Source organism: Snodgrassella sp. B3800 (genome assembly GCF_026535865.1).
GTDB classification, from domain to species: domain Bacteria; phylum Pseudomonadota; class Gammaproteobacteria; order Burkholderiales; family Neisseriaceae; genus Snodgrassella; species Snodgrassella alvi_E.
On record NZ_JAFNPH010000004.1, the window covers coordinates 235,334 to 255,449 of the forward strand.

The window sequence follows — 20,116 nt, forward strand, 5'->3', positions numbered from 1 at the left end:
GACAATGAATATCGCCTCTAGCATCACTGACCTGATTGGTAACACCCCGCTGGTACAACTCAACCGTCTGAGTGCCGGTTTACCGGGCAAAGTGGTGGTTAAACTGGAATTTTTTAATCCCGGCAACAGTGTCAAGGACAGAATTGCAGCTAGCATGATTGATGCGGCAGAAAAGGCGGGTAAGATTCATTCTGATACGGTGATTGTGGAACCAACCAGTGGTAATACCGGTATTGGACTGGCAATGGTATGTGCTGCACGTGGATATAAATTAATTATTACTATGCCGGAAACCATGAGTAAGGAACGGCGCATGCTATTGCGTGCATACGGTGCTGAACTGGTGTTGACACCCGGAGCAGAAGGCATGTCTGGCGCGATTGCACGTGCACAGGCTTTCGTGGATTCAGATCCGCAGAAATATTTTATGCCACAGCAGTTTGAAAATCCGGCAAATCCAGAAATTCATCGTGAAACTACTGCACAGGAAATTTGGCACGATACTGATGGTAAAGTAGATATTTTTGTTGCTGGTGTTGGTACGGGTGGTACTATCACCGGCGTAGGCGAAGTTTTAAAAGAAAAAAAACCTGAAGTTGAAGTATATGCTGTAGAACCCGAAGCTTCTGCCGTATTGTCTGGTGGTTGCAAAGGACCACATCCGATACAGGGTATTGGTGCCGGTTTTGTACCTAAAATCCTCAATACCCATGTTTATGATGGCATCATTCAGGTTCCGAATGATGTTTGTTTTGATACTGCTCGTGCAATGGCCTCTAAAGAAGGTATTTTAGTGGGAATTTCATCTGGTGCAGCGGTATGGGCTGGCTTGCAACTGGCAGCTAGACCGGAAAACAAAAACAAACTAATTGTGGTATTGATTCCTTCTTATGGTGAACGCTATCTTTCTACACCATTGTTCGCAGATTTAGCCTAAATTTTAACCCTATGATTGCAACCGAACCGGAAAAAAGGTTCGGTTTTTTTATGCAGTCAAGGCTGTGAAACAAATATTTTAAATAAAAGTATATTTTTTGACTAAATTATGAAACAAAAGCAATATAAAATTGATTGGCTTATGAAAAAAACAAAAGCTTTCTTTTGAAAGACTCAATGGTTTATTGAGTAACATAACATTAGTAGACGAAAAGGTTGATTATTTAAGCTATCAGTCTCAGGAAGTCTGCAGAAATGTCACTGCCTACGAAGCTTATAAATTGATGACCTTCCACCAACTAAAATGGTTGGCAGGGCTTTTTAAAATAAGGGATTTTTTGGGCAAAATAGTCGGAATCAAATCAATTTATGTATTCAATAAATTGGAAGAAACAGAGCCAGATATAGGCAGTAAAGTCCATTTTTTTACAATTATTGATAAACAAAAGGATACACTTGCCTTAACAATAAGGGATCATCATCTCGATGTTTGTTTATGTATTCGTATTATAGAAACTAAAGACTATAAAAATAAATTATATGTCATTACTTCAGTTAAGATTCATAAATTTCGGGGAAATTATATATGGCACCTGTTTCAATTATCCATCCTTATATTGATTATAAATTATTCGATAATATTCATTCTTAAAAAAGAGAATGGTTATATACATAAAAAAAACATGTTGGTTCTTGTTTAGTTCATAAATCAGAAATAGACGATGTATTTATTTATGAAACAAATATTGTATTAATTAATAAAATTGAAGGAAATAATTTTTAGTGATTTAATTCTGTAAATCCATAAAAAAATCAGTTATTTAAATCTGTTTATAAACAGTGTAAATGTAAAGACCAGTATGTGGATATATTCGGAACTTTACCATTGGAGAAGCAAAAGGCGTCGCTTACACCCTCTTTTCTGATATCATGTACAGCCACACGCTCAAGCTAGCTAGCTTTTATTTTTGTTTTAAGCAATATACGTTGAGTAAACAAATGATGAAAAAAACATTAGCATTATGTGTCGTAGCAGCCTTTTTAGGTGGTTGTTCATCTGTAGATGTACCTTTATCCGCGAAGCAGGCAAATAAAGAAGTCAAACCGGTACAGGTAGTTGACGGCACTGCGGTAAATAATGAGTATCATCTGGCCAGCAGCCACTGGTCTGATGTAGCCAAAATCCGCGATGAGGCTACCCGTTTAAGTTTTCAGGTTTCACAGGGTAGCATAACCAAAGTGCAGGCCGCACAATTGCTGGATCAGTTTCGTTTGGCTCAGGTAGGACATAATATGGTTGACGATGACATGTTTGCCATTTATTTGCGTAGTGCAGTGGAAAGTCAGCAGGGTACAATTGATACTGCACAATCCAAGGCCTATATACAGAATGCTTTGTCTGGCTGGCAGCAGCGTTGGCCGGTAATGCGTTCTAAACCAGCCAATCCGGCTTTTACAAACTTCCTTATGGAAGTAATGAATATGAAGCCGCTACAATAAATAGGTAAATAAAATACCCTGTCTGTTGAAAGATTGGGTATTTTTGTGCGTTCAAAATTTTAATTCTATAATTTTATACGCATATCTATATTAAAAAAGCAGCCGGTCAAGGCTGCTTTGTTGTTGTGCTAATTAAACAATTTCAGCTTTTTCAATTACTACATTTTCTACTGGTACATCCTGATGGCCGCCATGATTACCAGTTTTAACACTTTTGATTTTATCAACTACATCCTGTCCTTCAACCACTTTACCGAATACGGCATAACCCCAGCCGTGTAAATCAGGTTTGGTGTGATTCAGGAAGTCATTGTCTTTTACGTTGATAAAAAATTGTGCGCTGGCTGAGTGAGGCTGCATGGTGCGTGCCATAGCGATGGTATATTGGTCATTTTTCAGGCCATTATTCGCTTCATTCTCAATTGGTTCATGTGTAGGTTTTTGTTGCATGTCTTTGTCGAAACCGCCACCTTGAATCATGAAACCATCGATTACACGGTGAAAAATGGTGCCATCATAGAAACCTTCACGTACATAACGTTCGAAGTTGGCTGCGGTTTTCGGTGCTTTGTCATGGTCTAATTCGATGCCGATAACGCCGAAATTGGTAGTTAATTTAATCATGGAAATCTCCAGACGGGAGTGAAACAAAAAGTTGCAGCTTTTAGCTGCAATGGTTAATTTGCTTGATGCATGGCAGTGACGTAATCCACTTCTTCTTTGCTACCGAGTACGACAGCAACTCGCTGGTGTAGTCCACATGGCTGGATATCAAGAATATTTTGTTTGGTATCAGTGGCTGCACCCTGTGCCTGTTCAATTAACAGACTCATGGGATTAGCTTCATACATTAATCTCAGCTTGCCTGGCTTGTCAGGATTACGATTATCCTGCGGGTAAGTAAAGATACCGCCGCGCATTAGAATACGATGCACTTCCGCTACCATGGATGCTACCCAACGCATATTATAGTCTTTACCGCGGTTGCCGGTTTTACCAGCTAGCAGTTCGGCTATGTATTTCTGCATTGCCGGCTGCCAGTGTCGCTGATTGGACATATTGATAGCAAATTCTGCTGTAGTGGCTGGTATTTGCGGATTTTCCTGTGTCAGCTGAAACTGGTTTTGTTCATTCAGGGTAAACATGGCGATGCCATGTTTCAGCGTCAGTACCAGTATGGTCTGTGGACCATACAGAACATAGCCGCTGGCCAGCTGCTGACGGCCGCACTGTAAAAAGCTTTCGGTAGTCAGGGCACCAGTGGGTTTTGCCAGCACCGAAAAAATGGTACCGATGGAAATATTGACATCAATATTGGAGCTGCCATCAAGTGGGTCAAAGAGAACCAGAAATTGACCATCGCTATTAGCACTTACAAAGGAATCTTCTTCTTCACTAGCCAGACCGGCGATGGCTGGATTGGAAGACAATGTATCAATCATTATCCGGTTGGACAGTACATCCAGCTTTTTCTGCTCCTCGCCCTGAATATTGCCAGTATGGGCACTACCCAATATATTATCCAGTGCACCTAAGCGGATTTCGCGGTTGATGAGTAGACACGCATTGCTGATGCTGGTGATAACTTCAGGTAATAATGGTGTGACTGCATAGTTTTGTTGTTGCTGATACAAATAATCAGACAGTAAAACGGACATGCAAATACTCCCTTTTAAAATTCTAGGCCATTATACAGTAGCCTTGTTTGCTTGACTGATAAGCAGATGATTTTCAGGCAATGTGAGACTGTAAAACAAACTGGGCACTGTTATCCTGTGCCAGTAGCTGGGTTAATGCTGGTAAAACTTCTGCTAATTGCTGAGGCAGGGTGTAAGGCGGATTAATAATAAACATTCCACTGCCATGCATACCAAAACCGTCTGGCTGCGGGGATTTAACGTGAAGTTCTGCTTGTACAAAGTTATCTGGAACAAGTTTTTGCAGTTTTATAGGCAACTTCTGGCTTTCTACGCTGCTCAGACAAGGATACCAAACCATATAACAGCCGTTAGAAAATTTTTTTATTGCAGCTTTAAGTGTATCCACAACCTGCTGATAATCTTGTTTTACTTCATAGGGTGGATCGATTAATACTACTGCGCGACGGCTGGGTGGCGGCAGCATTGACAATAAACCCTTGAATCCATCATCACAAAAGACCTGAGCTCGGTTGGGCAATTTTATATTGCGCATATTACTTCGTAATAATTCTGCATCTGTTGGATGTAATTCAAACAGTCTCAGACGATCTTGTTCGCGAGCCACTGCCTGAGCAAGCCATGGTGAACCACAATAATAATTTTTTGTATCTGGTAGGCTGGCTATAACTACTTCACGGAAAGTTTGCAGACTGGCATCCAGATTTTTTTCATCTAAAATTCTTTTAATTCCCTCACGGTATTCGCCTACTTTTTGAGCCTCTTTGCTGTTCAGGCTGTATAGACCTGTTCCAGCATGGGTGTCTATATAGCAATATGCTTTGTCTTTAAGCTTAAAATATTCTAGAACTGATATCAGACAATAATGTTTTAGAATGTCGGCATGATTACCGGCGTGAAATGCATGACGATAGCTGAGCATGTATGTGTGACTGTTGTAAAGACTAATAAATTTGAGTTCTTATTGTACCGAATTTATGCATTAGGGTGAAAGATTCGGCTTTCATTGTTTATGGTATAAATGTTCTAATATAGTAGAAAAAATAGGTAAATAAATTAATTATTTTGACAAAAATTTTTCTATAAGGAAAACATAAGCGATGAGCTATTCTCTTTATATCGGTAATAAAAATTATTCAACTTGGTCTATGCGACCTTGGCTAGTGATGAAACATTTTCAGATAGATTTTACAGAAATAATGGTGCGTTTTGACAACTTCGATGCCGATTCAAAGTTCAAACAAACCATTTTGCCATTAAATCCTTATGGTACGGTACCGATTTTATCAGATGATGAACTGGTGATAAGCGATTCTCTTGCTATCTGCGAATATCTGGCCGAACGGCATCCTCAACTTCCTTTATGGCCTCAAAATTATAAAATTCGCGCAAAAGCAAGAAGCGTAACGGCCAAAATGCACAGTGGTTATAGTCATATACGCCAGCATTTAGCCATGAATATTGAGGCAGTCTTACCTGAAATCGGACAGATAAAACTTCGTGATTTTCCAACACTCAGAGATGAAATCAATTTTTTAGATAATCATTTATCATCTTTGCTTGCAGAATCTGAAAGCCCGTATCTGTTTGGTGATTTTAGCATTGCAGATGCATTTTATGCTCCGATGTGCTTGAGATTGAAAGGATATCAGATACCTGTTTCAAACATTCTGAACCATTACATAGAAACTATATGTACTACCGAAGCGGTGGCTGAGTGGATTGCTGAAGCTCTTGAAGAAAAAGATTTTGTCATCATGGATGAACCTTATCGTATCTGCCGCTGAAATAAGGATTGATATAAAAATGCCGGTAAGCTTAATCAAGTTACCGGCAATTATTTATTTATTCAGACTGCTTTTTATCTGCAAAGCCAGTTGAGGGTTCCACATCGCACCGGTTGCACTCATCACTGCATCAGCTCCGGCTGCTCGATAAGCCAGATAATGCTCTGCATTGCTGACACCACCTACGCCGATTATGGCAAAGTGATTATTTAGTCGGGTTCTTAATCTGTGCAAACGTTCTACCATTTCTAGGCCAGCCCAGCGAATAGCATCACCACAAACCCCGCCTGTAGGTCGGTTTTGTCCCAACGCTGGTTCTCCATCTGCATTTACCGGCCTAGCTGACAATGTGTTGATGGTACTGTAGCCATCTACCACACCGTCCAATACGTGCAGCAGCGGGTAAATAGCTTCATCATTAGCAAAATAAGCAAGTTTAAGAAATAGGGGTTTATCAGGTACGGCGTTTTTGATTTCCTTGGCTATGCGTTCGACCTTAGGAAAATCAAAGCACAATAATTGGTTTACCCCTTCATTGGGGCAGCTTAAATTGGCCTCCAATATGGGGGCTTTTGTTTCTGCTACGAGAAGGGCAGTTTTGGCATAATCTTTTTCGATACTGGCTTCATTACCTGCGGTGCCTTGAAAACTGCCAATCAGAAATTGCCCTTTATGTGCAGCATTTACAGCTGCAGCCATATCAGGCTGCCAGATATCAGGATTAAAGGAAGGCACGCCAAAAGAATTGGTAATTGATAACGGCGTGGTGTAATTGGTATCAGCTAAAACTGTATCTACGCCGGCAGACAATTGGTTTTCAGGGTGCACCGATAATACATTAGGTAGGGGGTGGCTGGCATGTGCACGACTACGTACGGTTTTGTACACACATAAATCAAAACCATAGTTAAATGCTGCTTTGATAAAGCTGGCATTCAGTAATGGACCTGCAGGAATACCGAAAGGCAAATTCACTTCCAGATTTAGAAAAGTTTCTGGCTGTTTTTTCTCTGGTATAGATGGTGGTGTCAGACTGAATGCACCAAAAGGACCTTGCTGATAGTTTTCTTCATAGCTTAGAAGAGGGTTATAAAATGGAGTGGGTTGATTCTGCATGGCTGTTCCTGTTGGTCTGATTGATTTATTCTGGCAAAACAATTTACATGAGCATTTAAATGTGATGACAACTATTGAGGCAAATCTGTTGTCATAGTGGCGTGTAACATGCTCATTTGGTTTCGGCGCAAAAAAAGCTACAGGGTTTATGTAGCTTTTGCATATCGGGTATGAATCAATTAATTAATTGTGTGCAGTGTACACTAGGTTTGGATGCTGATTAATCTTTTAAATTAATTTAACTCAGAAGTGCAATTCGGACAACGTTTTGCTTCAATCGGAATTTCGGTACAGCATTCAGGACATTGCTTGGTATGGCTTTGCTGTGGTGGGCTTTTATGCAGACGATTGATCCCTTTTACCACCATAAAAATAGCAAAGCCAACGATAATCAGGCTAATAACTGTATTAATAAATAAACCGATATTAATGGTCACGGCTCCGGCTGCCTGAGCGGCACCCAGTGTCTCGTAAGGGCCGGGGGCTTTGGCACCATCACGCAAGGTAAAGAACAAATTGGAAAAATCTACTCCGCCAATTAGTAAGCCAATAGGGGGCATGATTACATCGTCAACCAATGATTTAACCATATTGGTAAATGCAGTACCGACTACCATACCAACAGCGAGATCAATGACATTGCCTCGCATTAAAAAAGCTTTAAACTGTTCTAAAAATTTCATATTTGCCTCCATGGTTGGCTTATAAATGAAATACTTGCGTATTTATATTAGCGCGATTAAACCAGCCGGCATGCAGGGAAAGCGTTATGCAGTGTAAAAATAATAAAAGCTGCCTGATTCTGAATTCAGGCAGCTTGGAACAACGTTTTGTTAATCAAGCATTATTGTGGGTACTGACTAGATCTTCCGGTACACCCAATGCATTGATGCTGTAACCACCGTCAACATAGGTGATTTCTCCAGTGATGCCAGTAGCTAAATCGGATAATAGGAAAGCTGCCGTATTGCCCACTTCTTCAATGGTAATATTCCGGCGAATTGGGTTTTGTGCTGAAACGTGGGACAGCAGGCGGCTGAAATTGGCAATACCAGAGGCAGCCAGGGTTTTAATCGGGCCGGCAGAAATGCCATTGCAGCGGATACCTTCCTGTCCCAGACAAGCGGCAGTAAAGCGGATACCAGCTTCCAGCGAAGCTTTAGCCATACCCATTACGTTATAATTAGGAATGGCACGAACTGCACCAAGATAGGTCAACGCCAGAATGGCACTGTTATGACCAGTCATTAACGGGCGTGCCGCTTTGGCCAGTGCAGGCAGACTATAGGCAGATACTTCATGGGCTGTCATAAAGGCTTCACGGGTAATGCTATCGAGAAAATCACCGTTTAAAGCCTCTTTGGGTGCAAAAGCAATGGCATGTACCAGTCCGTCTAGTTGCGACCAGCTCTGACCGAGGTCAGAAAATAACTGATTGATTTCATCATCACTCTGCACATCGCAGCGGTATACCAGTTCTGAGCCGAGGCCGGCTGCCATTTTACGTACCCGTTCTTCGAGTTTGTCTACGACATAGGTGAAGGCCAGTTCCGCACCCTGTTCGTGACAGGCTTTGGCAATACCATAGGCAATAGAGCGTTCCGATATCATACCTGTGATGAGGATTTTTTTGCCTTGCAAAAAGCCCATATTTATTATCCTTGAACGTGATTTGTGTTAGCTTAAAGCCCGCATTATAACTAATATTTACTTTTAGGCGAAATGCTAGTATAGAGTAGAAACTTTAAAACCGGCCGCAGGCTACTAAGCCGATAGGCCGGTAATATCTGAAAAAATTATTAGCTGCTTAAGCCGGAAAGATAATGGTCTGCATCCAGAGCTGCCTGACAGCCGGAAGCGGCGCTGGTAATGGCCTGACGGTATATGTGATCTTTTACGTCGCCAGCAGCAAATACACCTGGAATATTGGTAGCACCCACATTACCTTCATTGCCTCCTTTGGTAATGAGATAGCCGGTGGCATCCATATCCAGCTGGCCTTTAAAAATCTGGGTATTGGGTTGGTGACCGATGGCAATGAAAATGCCGTTTACGGCCAGAAGCTCACTTTCATTGTTTGTATAGTTGATTCTTACTGCGTTGACGCCAGAATCGTCACCCAGAATTTCGTCTACATTGGCATTGAGTTTCAGAATAATTTTGCCTTCTTTTTCCCGTTCCAGTAGCTTATCAATCATGATTTTTTCGGCACGAAAACTTTCTCGCCTGTGAATGACGGTTACAGTACGGGCGATATTGGCTAAATAGAGTGCTTCTTCAATGGCTGTATTACCACCACCTACCACTGCTACATCCTGATCTTTATAGAAAAATCCGTCGCAGGTGGCGCAGGCGGAAACGCCACGGCCGGCAAATGCTTCTTCACTAGGTAAGCCGAGATATTTAGCCGATGCACCGGTGGCAATAATTAATGCGTCACAGCTATATGTACCCATATCACCGGTGAGAGTAAATGGACGCTGCTGCAACTGTACCTGATTAATGTGATCGAAAATTATCTTGGTACCGAAACGTTCAGCGTGAGCCAGAAAGCGTTCCATCAGTTCTGGACCCTGTACGCCATTCACATCTGCCGGCCAGTTATCAACTTCTGTAGTTGTCATCAGCTGACCACCCTGTGCCATACCGGTAATCAGAGTAGGATTCAATCCAGCACGGGCAGCGTATACGGCTGCGGTATAGCCGGCAGGTCCGGAACCGAGAATGATCAGACGGCTGTGTGTGGTTTCTGTCATGACAAATCCTTCTTATGCTTGCAATGCTTGAGTGAAAAATTATTAATTACTGTACCACAATACCCGCGGTTGATTAATATTGACACTATTATGCAGAATAATTATTTATCAATGGTGCTGTTCAGCAATCCCATTCAGATGATAATGCTGGCCGCAATATGGGCATTCTATGCTGCTGTTTGACTGAATAGGTAAGAATACGCGTGGATGTCCGTTCCAAGTTTCGTTTTCTGGTCCGGTGCATATCAGTGGTAAATCATGCGGAGTGATGGTGATCATAGATGGAGCTGAATGACTCATTATATTTTCCTTACATCGGCAATAAGACAAAAAAAATCCAGCAGGCTTGATAGGCGGAAATACCTTTATTCAGGCCTGCTGGCTGAGTTTTAGTCAATATAGGTTAACCATGATTCATATTTAGCATTTTTGCCGTGAACGATGTCGAAGTATCGCTGCTGGATTTCAGTAGTCAGGGAGCCACGTGCGCCGCAGCCGATTGTGCGTCCATCAACTTCACGGATAGGGGTAACTTCAGCTGCGGTACCAGTAAAGAATACTTCATCGGCACAATAAACTTCATCACGGGTAATGCGTTTTTCAGTTACCGTTAACTGCATATCTGCAGCAATGGCCATTACAGTACGACGTGTAATGCCATCGAGTGCGGCATCCAGTGCTGGCGTGTAAAGTTTACCATCATTGATAATAAAGACATTCTCACCTGAACCTTCTGCTACAAATCCATTAGCATCTAACATAATGGCTTCATCGTAGCCATTACGGGTGGCTTCAGTATTGGCCATAATAGAATTCATGTAGTTGCCATTTGCTTTGGCTTTAATCATGGTGATATTAGGGTGATGCCTGGTAAATGAACTGATTTGCACGCGGATACCACGCTGCATGCCTTCTTCACCAAGATAAGCACCCCATGGCCAAGCTGCTACTATGACTTGTACATCATTCTGATCCGGCGCTACCCCCAGTTTGTTAGAACCATAGAAAGCCATAGGGCGGAAATAGCAGGAGGACAGTTTGTTGGCCTTTACTACCTCAATGTGAGCCTGATTAATCTGTTCTTGTGTATAGGGCAGGTGCATGCCGGTAATTTTTGCGGAATTAAACAGGCGTTTGGTGTGATCCTGCAATCTGAATATAGCGGCACCTTTTGAGGTTTCGTATGCACGGACACCCTCGAATACGCCCATGCCATAATGTAATGTGTGTGTTAAAACGTGTGTTTGGGCATTTCGCCAGTCGACAAGATTACCGTTAAACCAGATAAAACCGTCGCGATCGGCCATAGACATAGTAAAACTTCTCCAAAATAAGACATTAAGCTGCGTGGCCGAAACTCAGCTCTGCATGGGATAGGGCAAAACTGGGTCTAAGACTTGGGCAGTGCAAGAATCAATGTAACAACAGCCTAAGGTCTTAGCTTTAGCCAGTGGTTGCTGTTACTTTATGTAAACATAAATATTATACACTGCCTGTTTTGCTTGCCAATGCTGAAAACATGGGCTGCTTTTGCTAAAAAGCCGTGAAATCGTTTAAACTGTGTTGTTTCTCGGCTAAACAGGCTGTTATCTGGCATATGATTGTTTTTTCTGAAAACAGTACTTTACGGGGTAGACGGGTATGAAGATTATTTACACATTAATAAAGATAGTGGTGTTACTGGCTTTGCTGTTACTGGCTGTAAGTAATACACAACTGATTACATTTAATTATCTGCCTGGGCAGATGCTGAATTTACCGCTGATTGTACTGTTGCTGATATTTTTTATTATTGGTGCGGTGTTTGGGGTGTTTGCTATGTTTGGTCGTCTGTTAAGACTGCGCAGTAAGGTTAATCAATTGCAGGTTAAAATTGATAAGCAAACGAAAGCTGCCAGTCAGTCAGTCCATACTGAAACTATTGCCACCAATGCTGGTGTGAACGGCCAAAATCATTCTGAAGAGCAGAAGGTAAATAATCAGCATGGATAGCAATGATTTTTGGATGTGGCTGGCGCCAGTTTTTTTATTACCGGTATTTTTTGCTATGGGTTGGTTTGCAGCACGTGTGGATATGCGTGCTGTGCTGAAACAGGCAAAAGCTATTCCAGAAGGATTTTACAAAAGTTTGGATGCGCTGGCGGAACACAAAAGTGCGGTTGCGGTACGTGAGCTTGCTGAAGTAGTGGATCAGCAGAATGATGCCAGACAGAGTACATATGAATTGCATCTGACACTAGGTAAGCTGTATCGCCAGCGTGGAGAAAACGATAAAGCCATTGCTCTGCATCAAAGCTTGCTTGAATTACCGGAAACCATCGCAGAACGACGAGATACTGTTGCTTTTGAGCTCGGACAAGACTATCAGGCAGCCGGACTAGTAGATCGTGCAGAACAAATATTGGTTGGTTTGCTTGATGGCAGTAAGGCTCGGCAGGCACGACAAATTCTACTGAATATCTATCAGCAGGATCGCGACTGGGAAAAAGCAATTAAACTTGCTGAAGAGTTAAGCACTGGTGATCAGACATATCAGTTTGAAATTGCCCAGTTTTATTGTGAGCTGGCTCAGCTGGCTTTATACCATTCGGAATACAATAAAGCGCGCGAATATATTTTTCAGGCTTTGGCGGTAAACCGTAAATGCTGCCGTGCGAATATGATTTTGGGTGATGTAGAGCTGAAACAACATAATTATCAGGCCGCGATAGATGCTTATAGTGCCATAGAAAAGCAAAATTATGAGTATCTGAGTCAGGTAGGTGAGCGCCTGTATGATGCTTATGATGGTTTACATAAAGCTGCCGACGGTATTGAAGTTTTGATTGGATTTGCCCAGACCTTTCCTCAGTTGGATTTATCCGGCGTGATTTATGAAAAGTCAGTACCTATATATGGTGAGGATAAAGCCACGGAAATTGTGATTGATTTGGTACGGCGCAAACCTACACTCACGGGAACTTATCGTTTGCTCGGGGTTTTGCAGAATAGTATAAACCCGAAATGGAAGGCGGAAGTGGATATGATGCGTTCGGTAGTGGGACTGCAGATGCAAAAATCTGTGATGTATCGTTGCCGACACTGCCATTTCAAATCACAAGTGTTTTTCTGGCATTGCCCAGCCTGCAATAAATGGGAAACGTTTACCCCAAACCGCATTGATATTTAGTTTGCAAGCTGATACGGATTGGTCTAAGCGGACTTAGCGTTTAGTTATCTTTTTTATAAGCAGAACCATTCAGACTGATAACCCTCTTCTGACAAGCTAAGTAGTCCTTATTATTTTGTAATTTTTTCTATATAAAGTATGAATCCATTAATGCTTGATACCACGTTGATTGATCAACCAGCTAAGCCAGTTATTGTGGCGCTGGATTTTGCCAGTGCGGAAAAAACGCTTGATTTTGTGCAGCAGCTGGAACCAAGTCTATGTCAACTCAAAATCGGCAAAGAGTTGTTTACCGCTACCGGACGGTATCTGGTGGAACAATTGGTGTTGCAAGGCTATCGAATATTTCTGGATTTGAAATATCACGACATTCCCAATACTGTTGCTTCTGCCTGTAAGGTGGCTGCTGACATGGGTGTATGGATGGTAGACATGCATGCTTCGGGAGGGCGCAGAATGATGGAAGCTGCAGCCGAAGCGGTCAGCAATTACAGTCAGCCTCCATTATTGATTGCAGTAACAGTTTTAACCAGTATGACCCAGTCAGAGCTGGCTGAAACCGGCATGAACCTGCCAATTGATGAAGCGGTTGTTCGTTTGGCTGAATTGAGCCGTCAAGCGGGTATGAATGGCGTAGTTTGCTCTGCACAGGAAGCCACTTTATTGCGTCAGCAGCTGGGACAAGAGTTTTTATTGGTTACACCCGGTATTCGTCTCAGTACTGACATCAAAGACGATCAGCGTCGAATCATGACGCCTAAAGCTGCTTTGGCTGCAGGCAGCAGCTATTTGGTTATGGGGCGTCCAATTACTCAAAGTGAGCATCCTTCGGCATTGTTACAGCAAATCAATCAGGGTCTAATTTAGCTCAGAAAATTTTATGTAATTATGCCTGCTATAAATTAATTACAGCAGGCATTTTTTCATAATATTATCTGTATATCAGCCAGTGAGCTGTTTGCTGATAAGTTTTTTCACTGGTGGTAGATTATTGCTGATACGTAATACCAGAGATCGCATCAGCCGAGCAGGATGGCTGTCATTGGTGAACAACGACACCATGGCATTGGTGCCATGATAAAGCATCCGTGTATGCGGCATATGCTGGCGCTGGTATTGTGCCAATAGGGTTTGGCTGCCAATGTCTTTACCTTTCTGTACCGCTTCAATGATCAGTTTAGACAGGATACCAACTCCACTCAGACCTAGATTGAAACCATGGGCGGTAACTGGGTGCATACCTACTGCGACATCACCAATCAGGGCACTACGATGGGCATAGAATGCATTGGCGTGAACGCCAACAAGCGGGTAATGATGCACAGTGCTGACCAGATGCATGTCACCCAATTTGCCTTTCAGCTGCTTGGTAATATCAGCCGCCAGTTGTGCAGGAGACATATTTAGAATTTCACCAGCGCGTTCATTATTAATGGTGACCACGCAGTTGGTCATATTTTCTTCTAAGGGCAGCAAGGCCAATGTACGGCCATAATGGAAACATTCCAGCGCAGTATGCTGATTGCTCAGGGTATGACGCATGCGGAATACAATCACCGTACGACCGAAATCATGAATCTGAGCGGATATACCTAATTGACGGCGAGTATTGGAAAAGCGGCTATCAGCAGCAATGAGCAATCTGGCGCTGATGGTTTGCCCGTTATCCAGAGTGGCTTCGATGTGGTTGCTATCTTCATTTCTGACATCAATAATGCTATGTCCCCCAATCAAGTTGATGTTTTTATATGGGGTGACAGCTTCATAGGCCGCACGGCGGATATGATGATTACTGATTAGAAAACCTAAAGTATTAGCTGGTTTACCGCGTGCCATAGTGGGTTGTTCGAAATGTAGTTGATAATTCGAGTAACCATTGATTACTTTGGCATCACGCAAAGGATAAATTTCATTTGCCGGTACTTTGTCCCACATATCCAGCTGTTGCATGAGTTCCTTTGAGTAATGGGTCAGGGCAATTTCCCTGCCATCAAACGGTGGTTCTGCCAGCGTAGCCGAATCTTGCTTTTCTACTACGGTAATTGATAGTCCTGATGGTGCCAGTGCGCGTGCCAGACTCAATCCTGCCGGACCGGCACCGACAATAATGACATCAGTTTCTTTACCTGAGCTTGGAGAGACATTGGTTGCCGTCATAAAATCTGTTCCTGAATGAATATATTTTATACAGCACTAGGATAACTGAAAATCAGCACGAATCCTATCTTAAACGCTTACAAAGTTAATAAAGGTCAAGCTTAACTTGGAGTTTGCGCCTCTGCTAAAATCATGGAAATGGTATTTAGATATGAATGGTTACTCATATGGCTGAAAATTCATTTCAAGAAAAGTTGCAACAACTGGGTAAACTGGCCAGAGCCCAGCGTCAGGCTGAAGAGCAGCAACGGGCACAGCAAGCAGCAAAGCGTCAAACAGATATCACTTTCAGTGAAGCGATGGGTAAGGATATTGTGCCGTTAAAAGCCAGAAATCAGTTTCAGCATCCACGTGACACTAGTCCGATTAAACCGCGTCAGAAGCAGGAAGAGCTGCTGGATACGGAAAGCTATTTTTATATTGGTGAAAATCAGGAAGATAGTACACCTGTGGTGTTTAGTAAAAATGGCCGTGGTATGGCTGATATTAAACGTTTGCAAGCCAGACATTGGCCGATAGTGGCTTATGTGGATTTACATGGTTACAGACAAGAAGAAGCACAGGAAGTGCTTAACGAATTTATCGCATATATACAGCAATACGGTGTCGTGGGCGAAATTGTTCATGGCAGTGGTCTGGGTTCCAAAGACTATCAGCCGATATTAAAAACGCTGGTACGGCGCTGGCTGATGGCCCATCCCGAAGTTCTTGCCTATGCTCAGCCTAATGAGCGCAATGATGGTGCTGTGTATGTTTTGGTTAAAAAGAAACATCGTATGCTGTAGAAAAATTAATTTTTGCAGATGAACAAAAAAGGGTTCCGACTTCATCAACTCAGTTAGATCTGTATAGGAATATTTAACAATGCAGCTTTCTTGTCCCGAGAGATGTAATGCGTAATAAAAAGGCTAAATGGATACGGCAGATTAAATACAAAATGCCGACACAAGCTTCATTATTTGCCTCGCCTTGGTTTAAGCCATTCGCACGCTGGTTTGACCAACCCTATTTTTGGCAGCTTAATCGTGAACGGGCTGCTTCGGCAGTGGCTGTTGGAATGTTTTGTGGTCTGATGCCGGGTCCAACACAATTTTTTACCGCACTTATTGTGGCTTACCTTGTTCGTACACATTTACCACTGGCATTGTTAACTACACTCTATACTAATCCGTTAACTTATGTGCCTCTTTATTACTGTGCTTATGAAATAGGTGCCGGTCTGATGTATGGGCAATGGGGTGTAGAAATGCCTGCCTTGCCGGCTTTAACCATTGGTCATCTGGGTTCGGAGTTGTGGCAATGGGTGATACAATTTGGCAAACCTTTGCTTGTTGGCGTACCTGTACTAGGGATGATTCTGGCTACTCTCGGCTATTTTTTGGTCTGGAATGGTTGGAATTGGGTAGCAGCGTACAGAAAAACACACCGTAATATCCGGAATTAATATGATAGAGCGTTCGTTAACAGATAATGAATTGCGTCTGGTTACAAATTTACTTGGTCATGCAGCTAATTGGTCAGAAGTAAAGATTGTTTTCGGAGCTTGGTGGCAGTTTCATCAGCATGCAGCCATTACCTGCGGCAATCGTATTTATTTTCCAGCTGCTTATTTCACAGATGATTTTGTAGCTACCTCTTTAAGCCGGCAAGCATGGCTAATTCATGAATTAATACATGTATGGCAGAGCCAGCATGGTTTTCCGGTTTTATTGGCCGGTGTCTACCTGGCAATGAAAGCAGGTTATCATCACCGCCGTGCCTACCGTTATCCGCCTTTGAATGAAATTAAATACTTCGGCCAGCTTAATATGGAGCAGCAGGCACAACTGGTACAAGATTATTTTCTGGCACTGGCCGGTGATAGTAGACACCATTCGCATCTACTCTATTTCCGTCGTTTGCTGAAGCCGTTTGTCAATCATCCGCATAATCAGCGCTTACTCCCTCATTACTGAACGTACAGCAAGCCAGAATAGCCTCCGAAAGATTCCCGCACAAGCTGATATAATCTGCATTTGATTTTATTGCCGGAGTGATTCATGTCTGTATTTGATGCAGCTGCACAGCAATTGCATAGTGTACGAGATTTTTTACGTTTTACTGTCAGTCAGTTTGAAGAAGCCAAACTGTTTTTCGGCCATGGAAATAATAGTGCCTATGATGAGGCTGCCTATTTGATTTTGCATACCTTACATTTGCCGCTGGATACTCTGGAGCCTTTTTTAGATGCGCGGTTACTGGATACAGAAAAAGGTACCTTGCTTCATCTGGTACAGCGCCGTATCAGTGAGCGTATACCTGTAGCTTATCTAACCAATCAGGCTTGGCAGGGCGAATATGAATTCTATGTGGATGAACGTGTGATTGTGCCACGTTCATTTATTTACGAACTATTAGGCGAACCTCTGCGGTTATGGATTGAATATGACGAGCTGGTACACAGTGCACTGGATTTGTGTACTGGTAGTGGGGCGCTGGCAATCCAGATGGCGCATTGCTATCCAGATGCGGTAATTGATGCTGTTGATATCAGTCTAGATGCGCTTGAAGTAGCCGCAATCAATGTGGAAAACTATGGATTGCAGGAACGAATTAATTTAATTCATACAGATTTATTTACTGGTATAGACAATACGTATGATTTGATAGTTTCTAATCCGCCATATGTTGATGCAGAGTCTGTTGAGCAGCTGCCGGAAGAATATTTACATGAACCTGAGCTGGCACTTGGCAGTGGTGAAGATGGGCTGGATGTAACCAGACAAATCATTCAGCAGGCTGCTCGTTATCTGAATCCTCATGGCGTATTAGTGGTAGAAATTGGTCATAACCGAGAAATACTTGAGCAGGCATTTCCAGAATTGCCATTTACATGGCTATCCACTAGCGGTGGCGATGGTTTTGTATTCTTGCTAAGTCGGGAACAACTGTTGGGTGAAGAATAAACTACACATCTATGGTCAGTTAAGCCAGTTTGGCTTCAATAAAAGTTTACTTTACCATTGGCTAAATGGCTTGCTGACCAGATTACTGTTGTAATAGCGTGGATCATCTGATACCTCCTCGCCAATCCACTCTGGCAAAATAATTTCATCCTGTGCATGGTTTAGTTCCACTTCAGCCACAATCAGTCCTTGATTAGCGCCCAGAAATTCATCAATTTCCCACACAAGACCATTCAATGGTATGCAATAACGATATTTTTCAATAATAGGTTGTTCGGCCAGATGCTGAATCATATATCGTGCTTCGTCCGGCGGTATAGGATATTCAAATTCTGTACGCGTAATGCCTTGAGTTGTACTTTTAATGGTTAGCCATGCTTCATTTTCACAGCAACGCACACGCACTGTGCGCTCCTTGATGGTGGAAAGGTAGCCCTGACAATAATGTTTTGCAGGTACCAGACCCCGCCAGTTATTGCCTGTTACCAGAAATTTACGTTCAATCTCTTTTGCCACAATCAATTTCTTTCATCTAATATATACAAGAAAAAGCACCAGCAACCGTGTTTTAGCTTGCTGGTGCAGTGGTCTTAAGCTTAATAATAGCAGTTAAGAAGCCAGTTTGTTGGCAATGGCATTAAACATCAGTGATGCTTCCAATGGCTGCTCCAGCATAGAAGGCTCAGCTTTCGGCCATGTAGACCATTGTACAATAACCAGTTTCTGCGCCTGATTAACCATTATAATCTGCCCGTAAATACCCAGAGCCCACATGGTATCTTTACTGTTTAGCCCAGTTTTGGGTGCTACATCAGCAGCATTAGCCGGTACACTATTATTCCACCATTCATAACCATAAGTACCCTCTGGATGTAGCTTGCTTACTGAATTTTTTGCCTGATTCCAGCTACGCGCATCTTTTACCCAGTTTGCCGGCAGAATCTGCTGACCATTTGGTAATTTGCCGTTATTCATCACAAACAGGCCAAATTTACCCCAATCCTCAAGTGTGGCATTAAAACCATGAGCACCAACATCATGTTTGCCCACCGCATAACTATGCCATACACCATCACGACTCATGCCAAAAGGCTGCCAGATTTTATCCTGAAGATATTTGGCAATATTTTCACCAGTGGCTTTTTCAAGAGTATCACCTAGCAACCATGCGCCACCTGAAGAATAAGACCAAGCTGTACCTGGTTTGGCGTAAGCCTTACGTTGTGGGTTTTTGACTAGATTGTTGACACAGGTATAAGTGTTGGGATGTGCTTCACATTGGGTTAGCTGCGCAAAATCAGATTGAGGATTGGTGTAGTCTTCGTTCCAGTTAACACCAGAAGTATGTTGCAACAATTGACGAATTGTAACGTTTTCCCATGCAGTACCACGTACATCAGGATTATATTTGACTACCTTATCATCTAGAGATTTGATTTTACCTTCTTTAAGAGCCACACCCACTAGGGTGGATACAATCGATTTACCTACAGAACGGGACGTCCATAAAGTTGTTGGGTTATTACCGTTGGCATAATAATCCCAAACCACTTTACCATCTTTTATAACCATCATACCGGTTACATTGTTGCGTTTTAAATAGTCTTTCAACAGATAAGACTGGCCATGAAGCTGATAACTTACCTGATTAAGATTTTGTGTTGCACGTGGTAAAGGTTTACCGCCTGCTGCATGAAATACATCACCAGCATACGAGCGGTAATCATTACGAAAACCAATTGCACGCTGCTGCTGATTCCATGTCAGCATGTTTTTAACATTTGGCAGTTTTTTGTCAACAGGTGTAGGGCAGTTATTCAGATGTAGCGTTTTACAATTATTCTGAATTGTGCTTGCCTGAGTGTTAAAGGCGGCTGAAAGACATAATGTTAATAGCGCTATTTTTATTGTTTTTAAAGAAGAGTGCATATAAATCTCCCAAAAAATATCACAACTATAAAAAGTAATGCATCGCTAATATATTTAAAAGCGATAATAACATTATCTTACTTTTAAAATAGAGTTGTAAATATGTTAATAAATTATATTTTAATAGATATAGACCTGGTAGAGATTAAAATCAAAGTTTTTG

General features: G+C 42.3%; 23 protein-coding genes. 11 read left to right on the plus strand and 12 right to left on the minus strand.

Features of this window, described 5'->3' with window-relative positions; all coding sequences use genetic code 11:
* Positions 1–4 precede the first annotated feature (4 nt).
* The 3 genes from cysK to J3U64_RS07855 all read left to right on the plus strand — a co-directional run bounded on the left by cysK (position 5) and on the right by J3U64_RS07855 (position 2,436).
* The gene (cysK, locus tag J3U64_RS07850) at positions 5–937 is read left to right on the plus strand and encodes a cysteine synthase A (RefSeq protein WP_100141505.1); all 933 of its coding nucleotides are present in this window, start codon (positions 5–7) and stop codon (positions 935–937) included.
* A gap of 184 nt (positions 938–1,121) precedes the next feature.
* Positions 1,122–1,637 carry a DUF2867 domain-containing protein gene (locus J3U64_RS09995; RefSeq protein ID WP_416384987.1) on the plus strand — a complete coding sequence of 172 codons (516 nt, stop codon included), beginning with the start codon at positions 1,122–1,124 and terminating at the stop codon, positions 1,635–1,637.
* Between the two features lie 301 nt (positions 1,638–1,938).
* On the plus strand, positions 1,939–2,436 hold the full coding sequence (locus J3U64_RS07855; RefSeq protein WP_267403380.1) for a prokaryotic membrane lipolipid attachment site family protein: 498 nt from the start codon (positions 1,939–1,941) through the stop codon (positions 2,434–2,436).
* A gap of 132 nt (positions 2,437–2,568) precedes the next feature.
* Here J3U64_RS07855 and J3U64_RS07860 read toward each other — a convergent pair whose 3' ends face one another.
* The 3 genes from J3U64_RS07860 to J3U64_RS07870 form a co-directional block, all read right to left on the minus strand.
* Complete coding sequence (locus J3U64_RS07860; RefSeq protein ID WP_267389994.1) at positions 2,569–3,060, minus strand: peptidylprolyl isomerase; 492 nt, start codon at positions 3,058–3,060, stop codon at positions 2,569–2,571.
* A gap of 53 nt (positions 3,061–3,113) precedes the next feature.
* A complete protein-coding gene (locus J3U64_RS07865; RefSeq protein ID WP_267408834.1) occupies positions 3,114–4,094 on the minus strand; it encodes a class 1 fructose-bisphosphatase in 981 nt (326 codons plus the stop codon).
* A gap of 73 nt (positions 4,095–4,167) precedes the next feature.
* The gene (locus tag J3U64_RS07870; RefSeq protein ID WP_267408835.1) at positions 4,168–5,016 is read right to left on the minus strand and encodes a 23S rRNA (adenine(2030)-N(6))-methyltransferase RlmJ; all 849 of its coding nucleotides are present in this window, start codon (positions 5,014–5,016) and stop codon (positions 4,168–4,170) included.
* Between the two features lie 178 nt (positions 5,017–5,194).
* On the opposite strand from J3U64_RS07870, the gene J3U64_RS07875 reads away from it, so the two are divergent.
* Complete coding sequence (locus J3U64_RS07875) at positions 5,195–5,881, plus strand: glutathione S-transferase family protein (RefSeq protein WP_267408836.1); 687 nt, start codon at positions 5,195–5,197, stop codon at positions 5,879–5,881.
* Between the two features lie 54 nt (positions 5,882–5,935).
* On the opposite strand, the gene J3U64_RS07880 is transcribed toward J3U64_RS07875, so the two are convergent.
* The 6 genes from J3U64_RS07880 to J3U64_RS07905 all read right to left on the minus strand — a co-directional run bounded on the left by J3U64_RS07880 (position 5,936) and on the right by J3U64_RS07905 (position 11,066).
* Entirely contained in the window at positions 5,936–6,997 is a 1,062-nt protein-coding gene (locus J3U64_RS07880) for a hypothetical protein (protein ID WP_267408837.1), read from the minus strand.
* 233 nt (positions 6,998–7,230) lie between these two features.
* Entirely contained in the window at positions 7,231–7,680 is a 450-nt protein-coding gene (mscL, locus tag J3U64_RS07885) for a large conductance mechanosensitive channel protein MscL (RefSeq protein WP_267408838.1), read from the minus strand.
* A 154-nt stretch (positions 7,681–7,834) separates the two neighbouring features.
* Positions 7,835–8,647 carry an enoyl-ACP reductase FabI gene (gene fabI, locus J3U64_RS07890; protein ID WP_100141497.1) on the minus strand — a complete coding sequence of 271 codons (813 nt, stop codon included), beginning with the start codon at positions 8,645–8,647 and terminating at the stop codon, positions 7,835–7,837.
* A 149-nt stretch (positions 8,648–8,796) separates the two neighbouring features.
* Positions 8,797–9,753: a thioredoxin-disulfide reductase gene (trxB, locus tag J3U64_RS07895; RefSeq protein ID WP_267408839.1), complete on the minus strand. Its 957-nt coding sequence runs from the start codon at positions 9,751–9,753 to the stop codon at positions 8,797–8,799.
* Positions 9,754–9,861: 108 nt separating this feature from the next.
* Positions 9,862–10,053 (minus strand): zinc-finger domain-containing protein, encoded by a 192-nt coding sequence (locus tag J3U64_RS07900; RefSeq protein ID WP_100141495.1) that lies wholly within the window; start codon positions 10,051–10,053, stop codon positions 9,862–9,864.
* Positions 10,054–10,142: 89 nt separating this feature from the next.
* Positions 10,143–11,066 carry a branched-chain amino acid transaminase gene (locus tag J3U64_RS07905; RefSeq protein WP_267408840.1) on the minus strand — a complete coding sequence of 308 codons (924 nt, stop codon included), beginning with the start codon at positions 11,064–11,066 and terminating at the stop codon, positions 10,143–10,145.
* A 328-nt stretch (positions 11,067–11,394) separates the two neighbouring features.
* Here J3U64_RS07905 and J3U64_RS07910 point away from each other — a divergent pair, with 328 nt between their 5' ends.
* The 3 genes from J3U64_RS07910 (at position 11,395) to pyrF (ending at position 13,789) form a co-directional block, all read left to right on the plus strand.
* Complete coding sequence (locus J3U64_RS07910; protein WP_100141493.1) at positions 11,395–11,745, plus strand: lipopolysaccharide assembly protein LapA domain-containing protein; 351 nt, start codon at positions 11,395–11,397, stop codon at positions 11,743–11,745.
* The gene (lapB, locus tag J3U64_RS07915; RefSeq protein WP_267408841.1) at positions 11,738–12,922 is read left to right on the plus strand and encodes a lipopolysaccharide assembly protein LapB; all 1,185 of its coding nucleotides are present in this window, start codon (positions 11,738–11,740) and stop codon (positions 12,920–12,922) included. Before J3U64_RS07910 ends, lapB begins: the two co-directional genes overlap by 8 nt.
* Positions 12,923–13,060: 138 nt before the next feature.
* The gene (gene pyrF, locus J3U64_RS07920; protein WP_267408842.1) at positions 13,061–13,789 is read left to right on the plus strand and encodes an orotidine-5'-phosphate decarboxylase; all 729 of its coding nucleotides are present in this window, start codon (positions 13,061–13,063) and stop codon (positions 13,787–13,789) included.
* A 75-nt stretch (positions 13,790–13,864) separates the two neighbouring features.
* On the opposite strand, the gene ubiM is transcribed toward pyrF, so the two are convergent.
* Positions 13,865–15,079, minus strand: coding sequence for a 5-demethoxyubiquinol-8 5-hydroxylase UbiM (gene ubiM / locus J3U64_RS07925; RefSeq protein ID WP_267408843.1), 1,215 nt, complete (start codon positions 15,077–15,079; stop codon positions 13,865–13,867).
* Positions 15,080–15,246: 167 nt separating this feature from the next.
* On the opposite strand from ubiM, the gene J3U64_RS07930 reads away from it, so the two are divergent.
* The 4 genes from J3U64_RS07930 to prmB all read left to right on the plus strand — a co-directional run bounded on the left by J3U64_RS07930 (position 15,247) and on the right by prmB (position 18,024).
* Positions 15,247–15,864: a Smr/MutS family protein gene (locus J3U64_RS07930; RefSeq protein WP_267408844.1), complete on the plus strand. Its 618-nt coding sequence runs from the start codon at positions 15,247–15,249 to the stop codon at positions 15,862–15,864.
* A gap of 107 nt (positions 15,865–15,971) precedes the next feature.
* Positions 15,972–16,523 carry a DUF2062 domain-containing protein gene (locus J3U64_RS07935; protein WP_267408845.1) on the plus strand — a complete coding sequence of 184 codons (552 nt, stop codon included), beginning with the start codon at positions 15,972–15,974 and terminating at the stop codon, positions 16,521–16,523.
* A gap of 1 nt (position 16,524) precedes the next feature.
* Positions 16,525–17,034 (plus strand): type IV secretion protein Rhs, encoded by a 510-nt coding sequence (locus J3U64_RS07940; RefSeq protein ID WP_267408846.1) that lies wholly within the window; start codon positions 16,525–16,527, stop codon positions 17,032–17,034.
* Between the two features lie 84 nt (positions 17,035–17,118).
* Positions 17,119–18,024: a 50S ribosomal protein L3 N(5)-glutamine methyltransferase gene (prmB, locus tag J3U64_RS07945; protein ID WP_100156429.1), complete on the plus strand. Its 906-nt coding sequence runs from the start codon at positions 17,119–17,121 to the stop codon at positions 18,022–18,024.
* Positions 18,025–18,075: 51 nt separating this feature from the next.
* Here prmB and J3U64_RS07950 read toward each other — a convergent pair whose 3' ends face one another.
* Together J3U64_RS07950 and J3U64_RS07955 are read right to left on the minus strand one after the other, a co-directional pair.
* Positions 18,076–18,540 (minus strand): CYTH domain-containing protein, encoded by a 465-nt coding sequence (locus J3U64_RS07950; protein ID WP_267408847.1) that lies wholly within the window; start codon positions 18,538–18,540, stop codon positions 18,076–18,078.
* Between the two features lie 93 nt (positions 18,541–18,633).
* Entirely contained in the window at positions 18,634–19,794 is a 1,161-nt protein-coding gene (locus J3U64_RS07955; RefSeq protein WP_267408848.1) for a serine hydrolase domain-containing protein, read from the minus strand.
* Positions 19,795–20,116 lie beyond the last annotated feature (322 nt).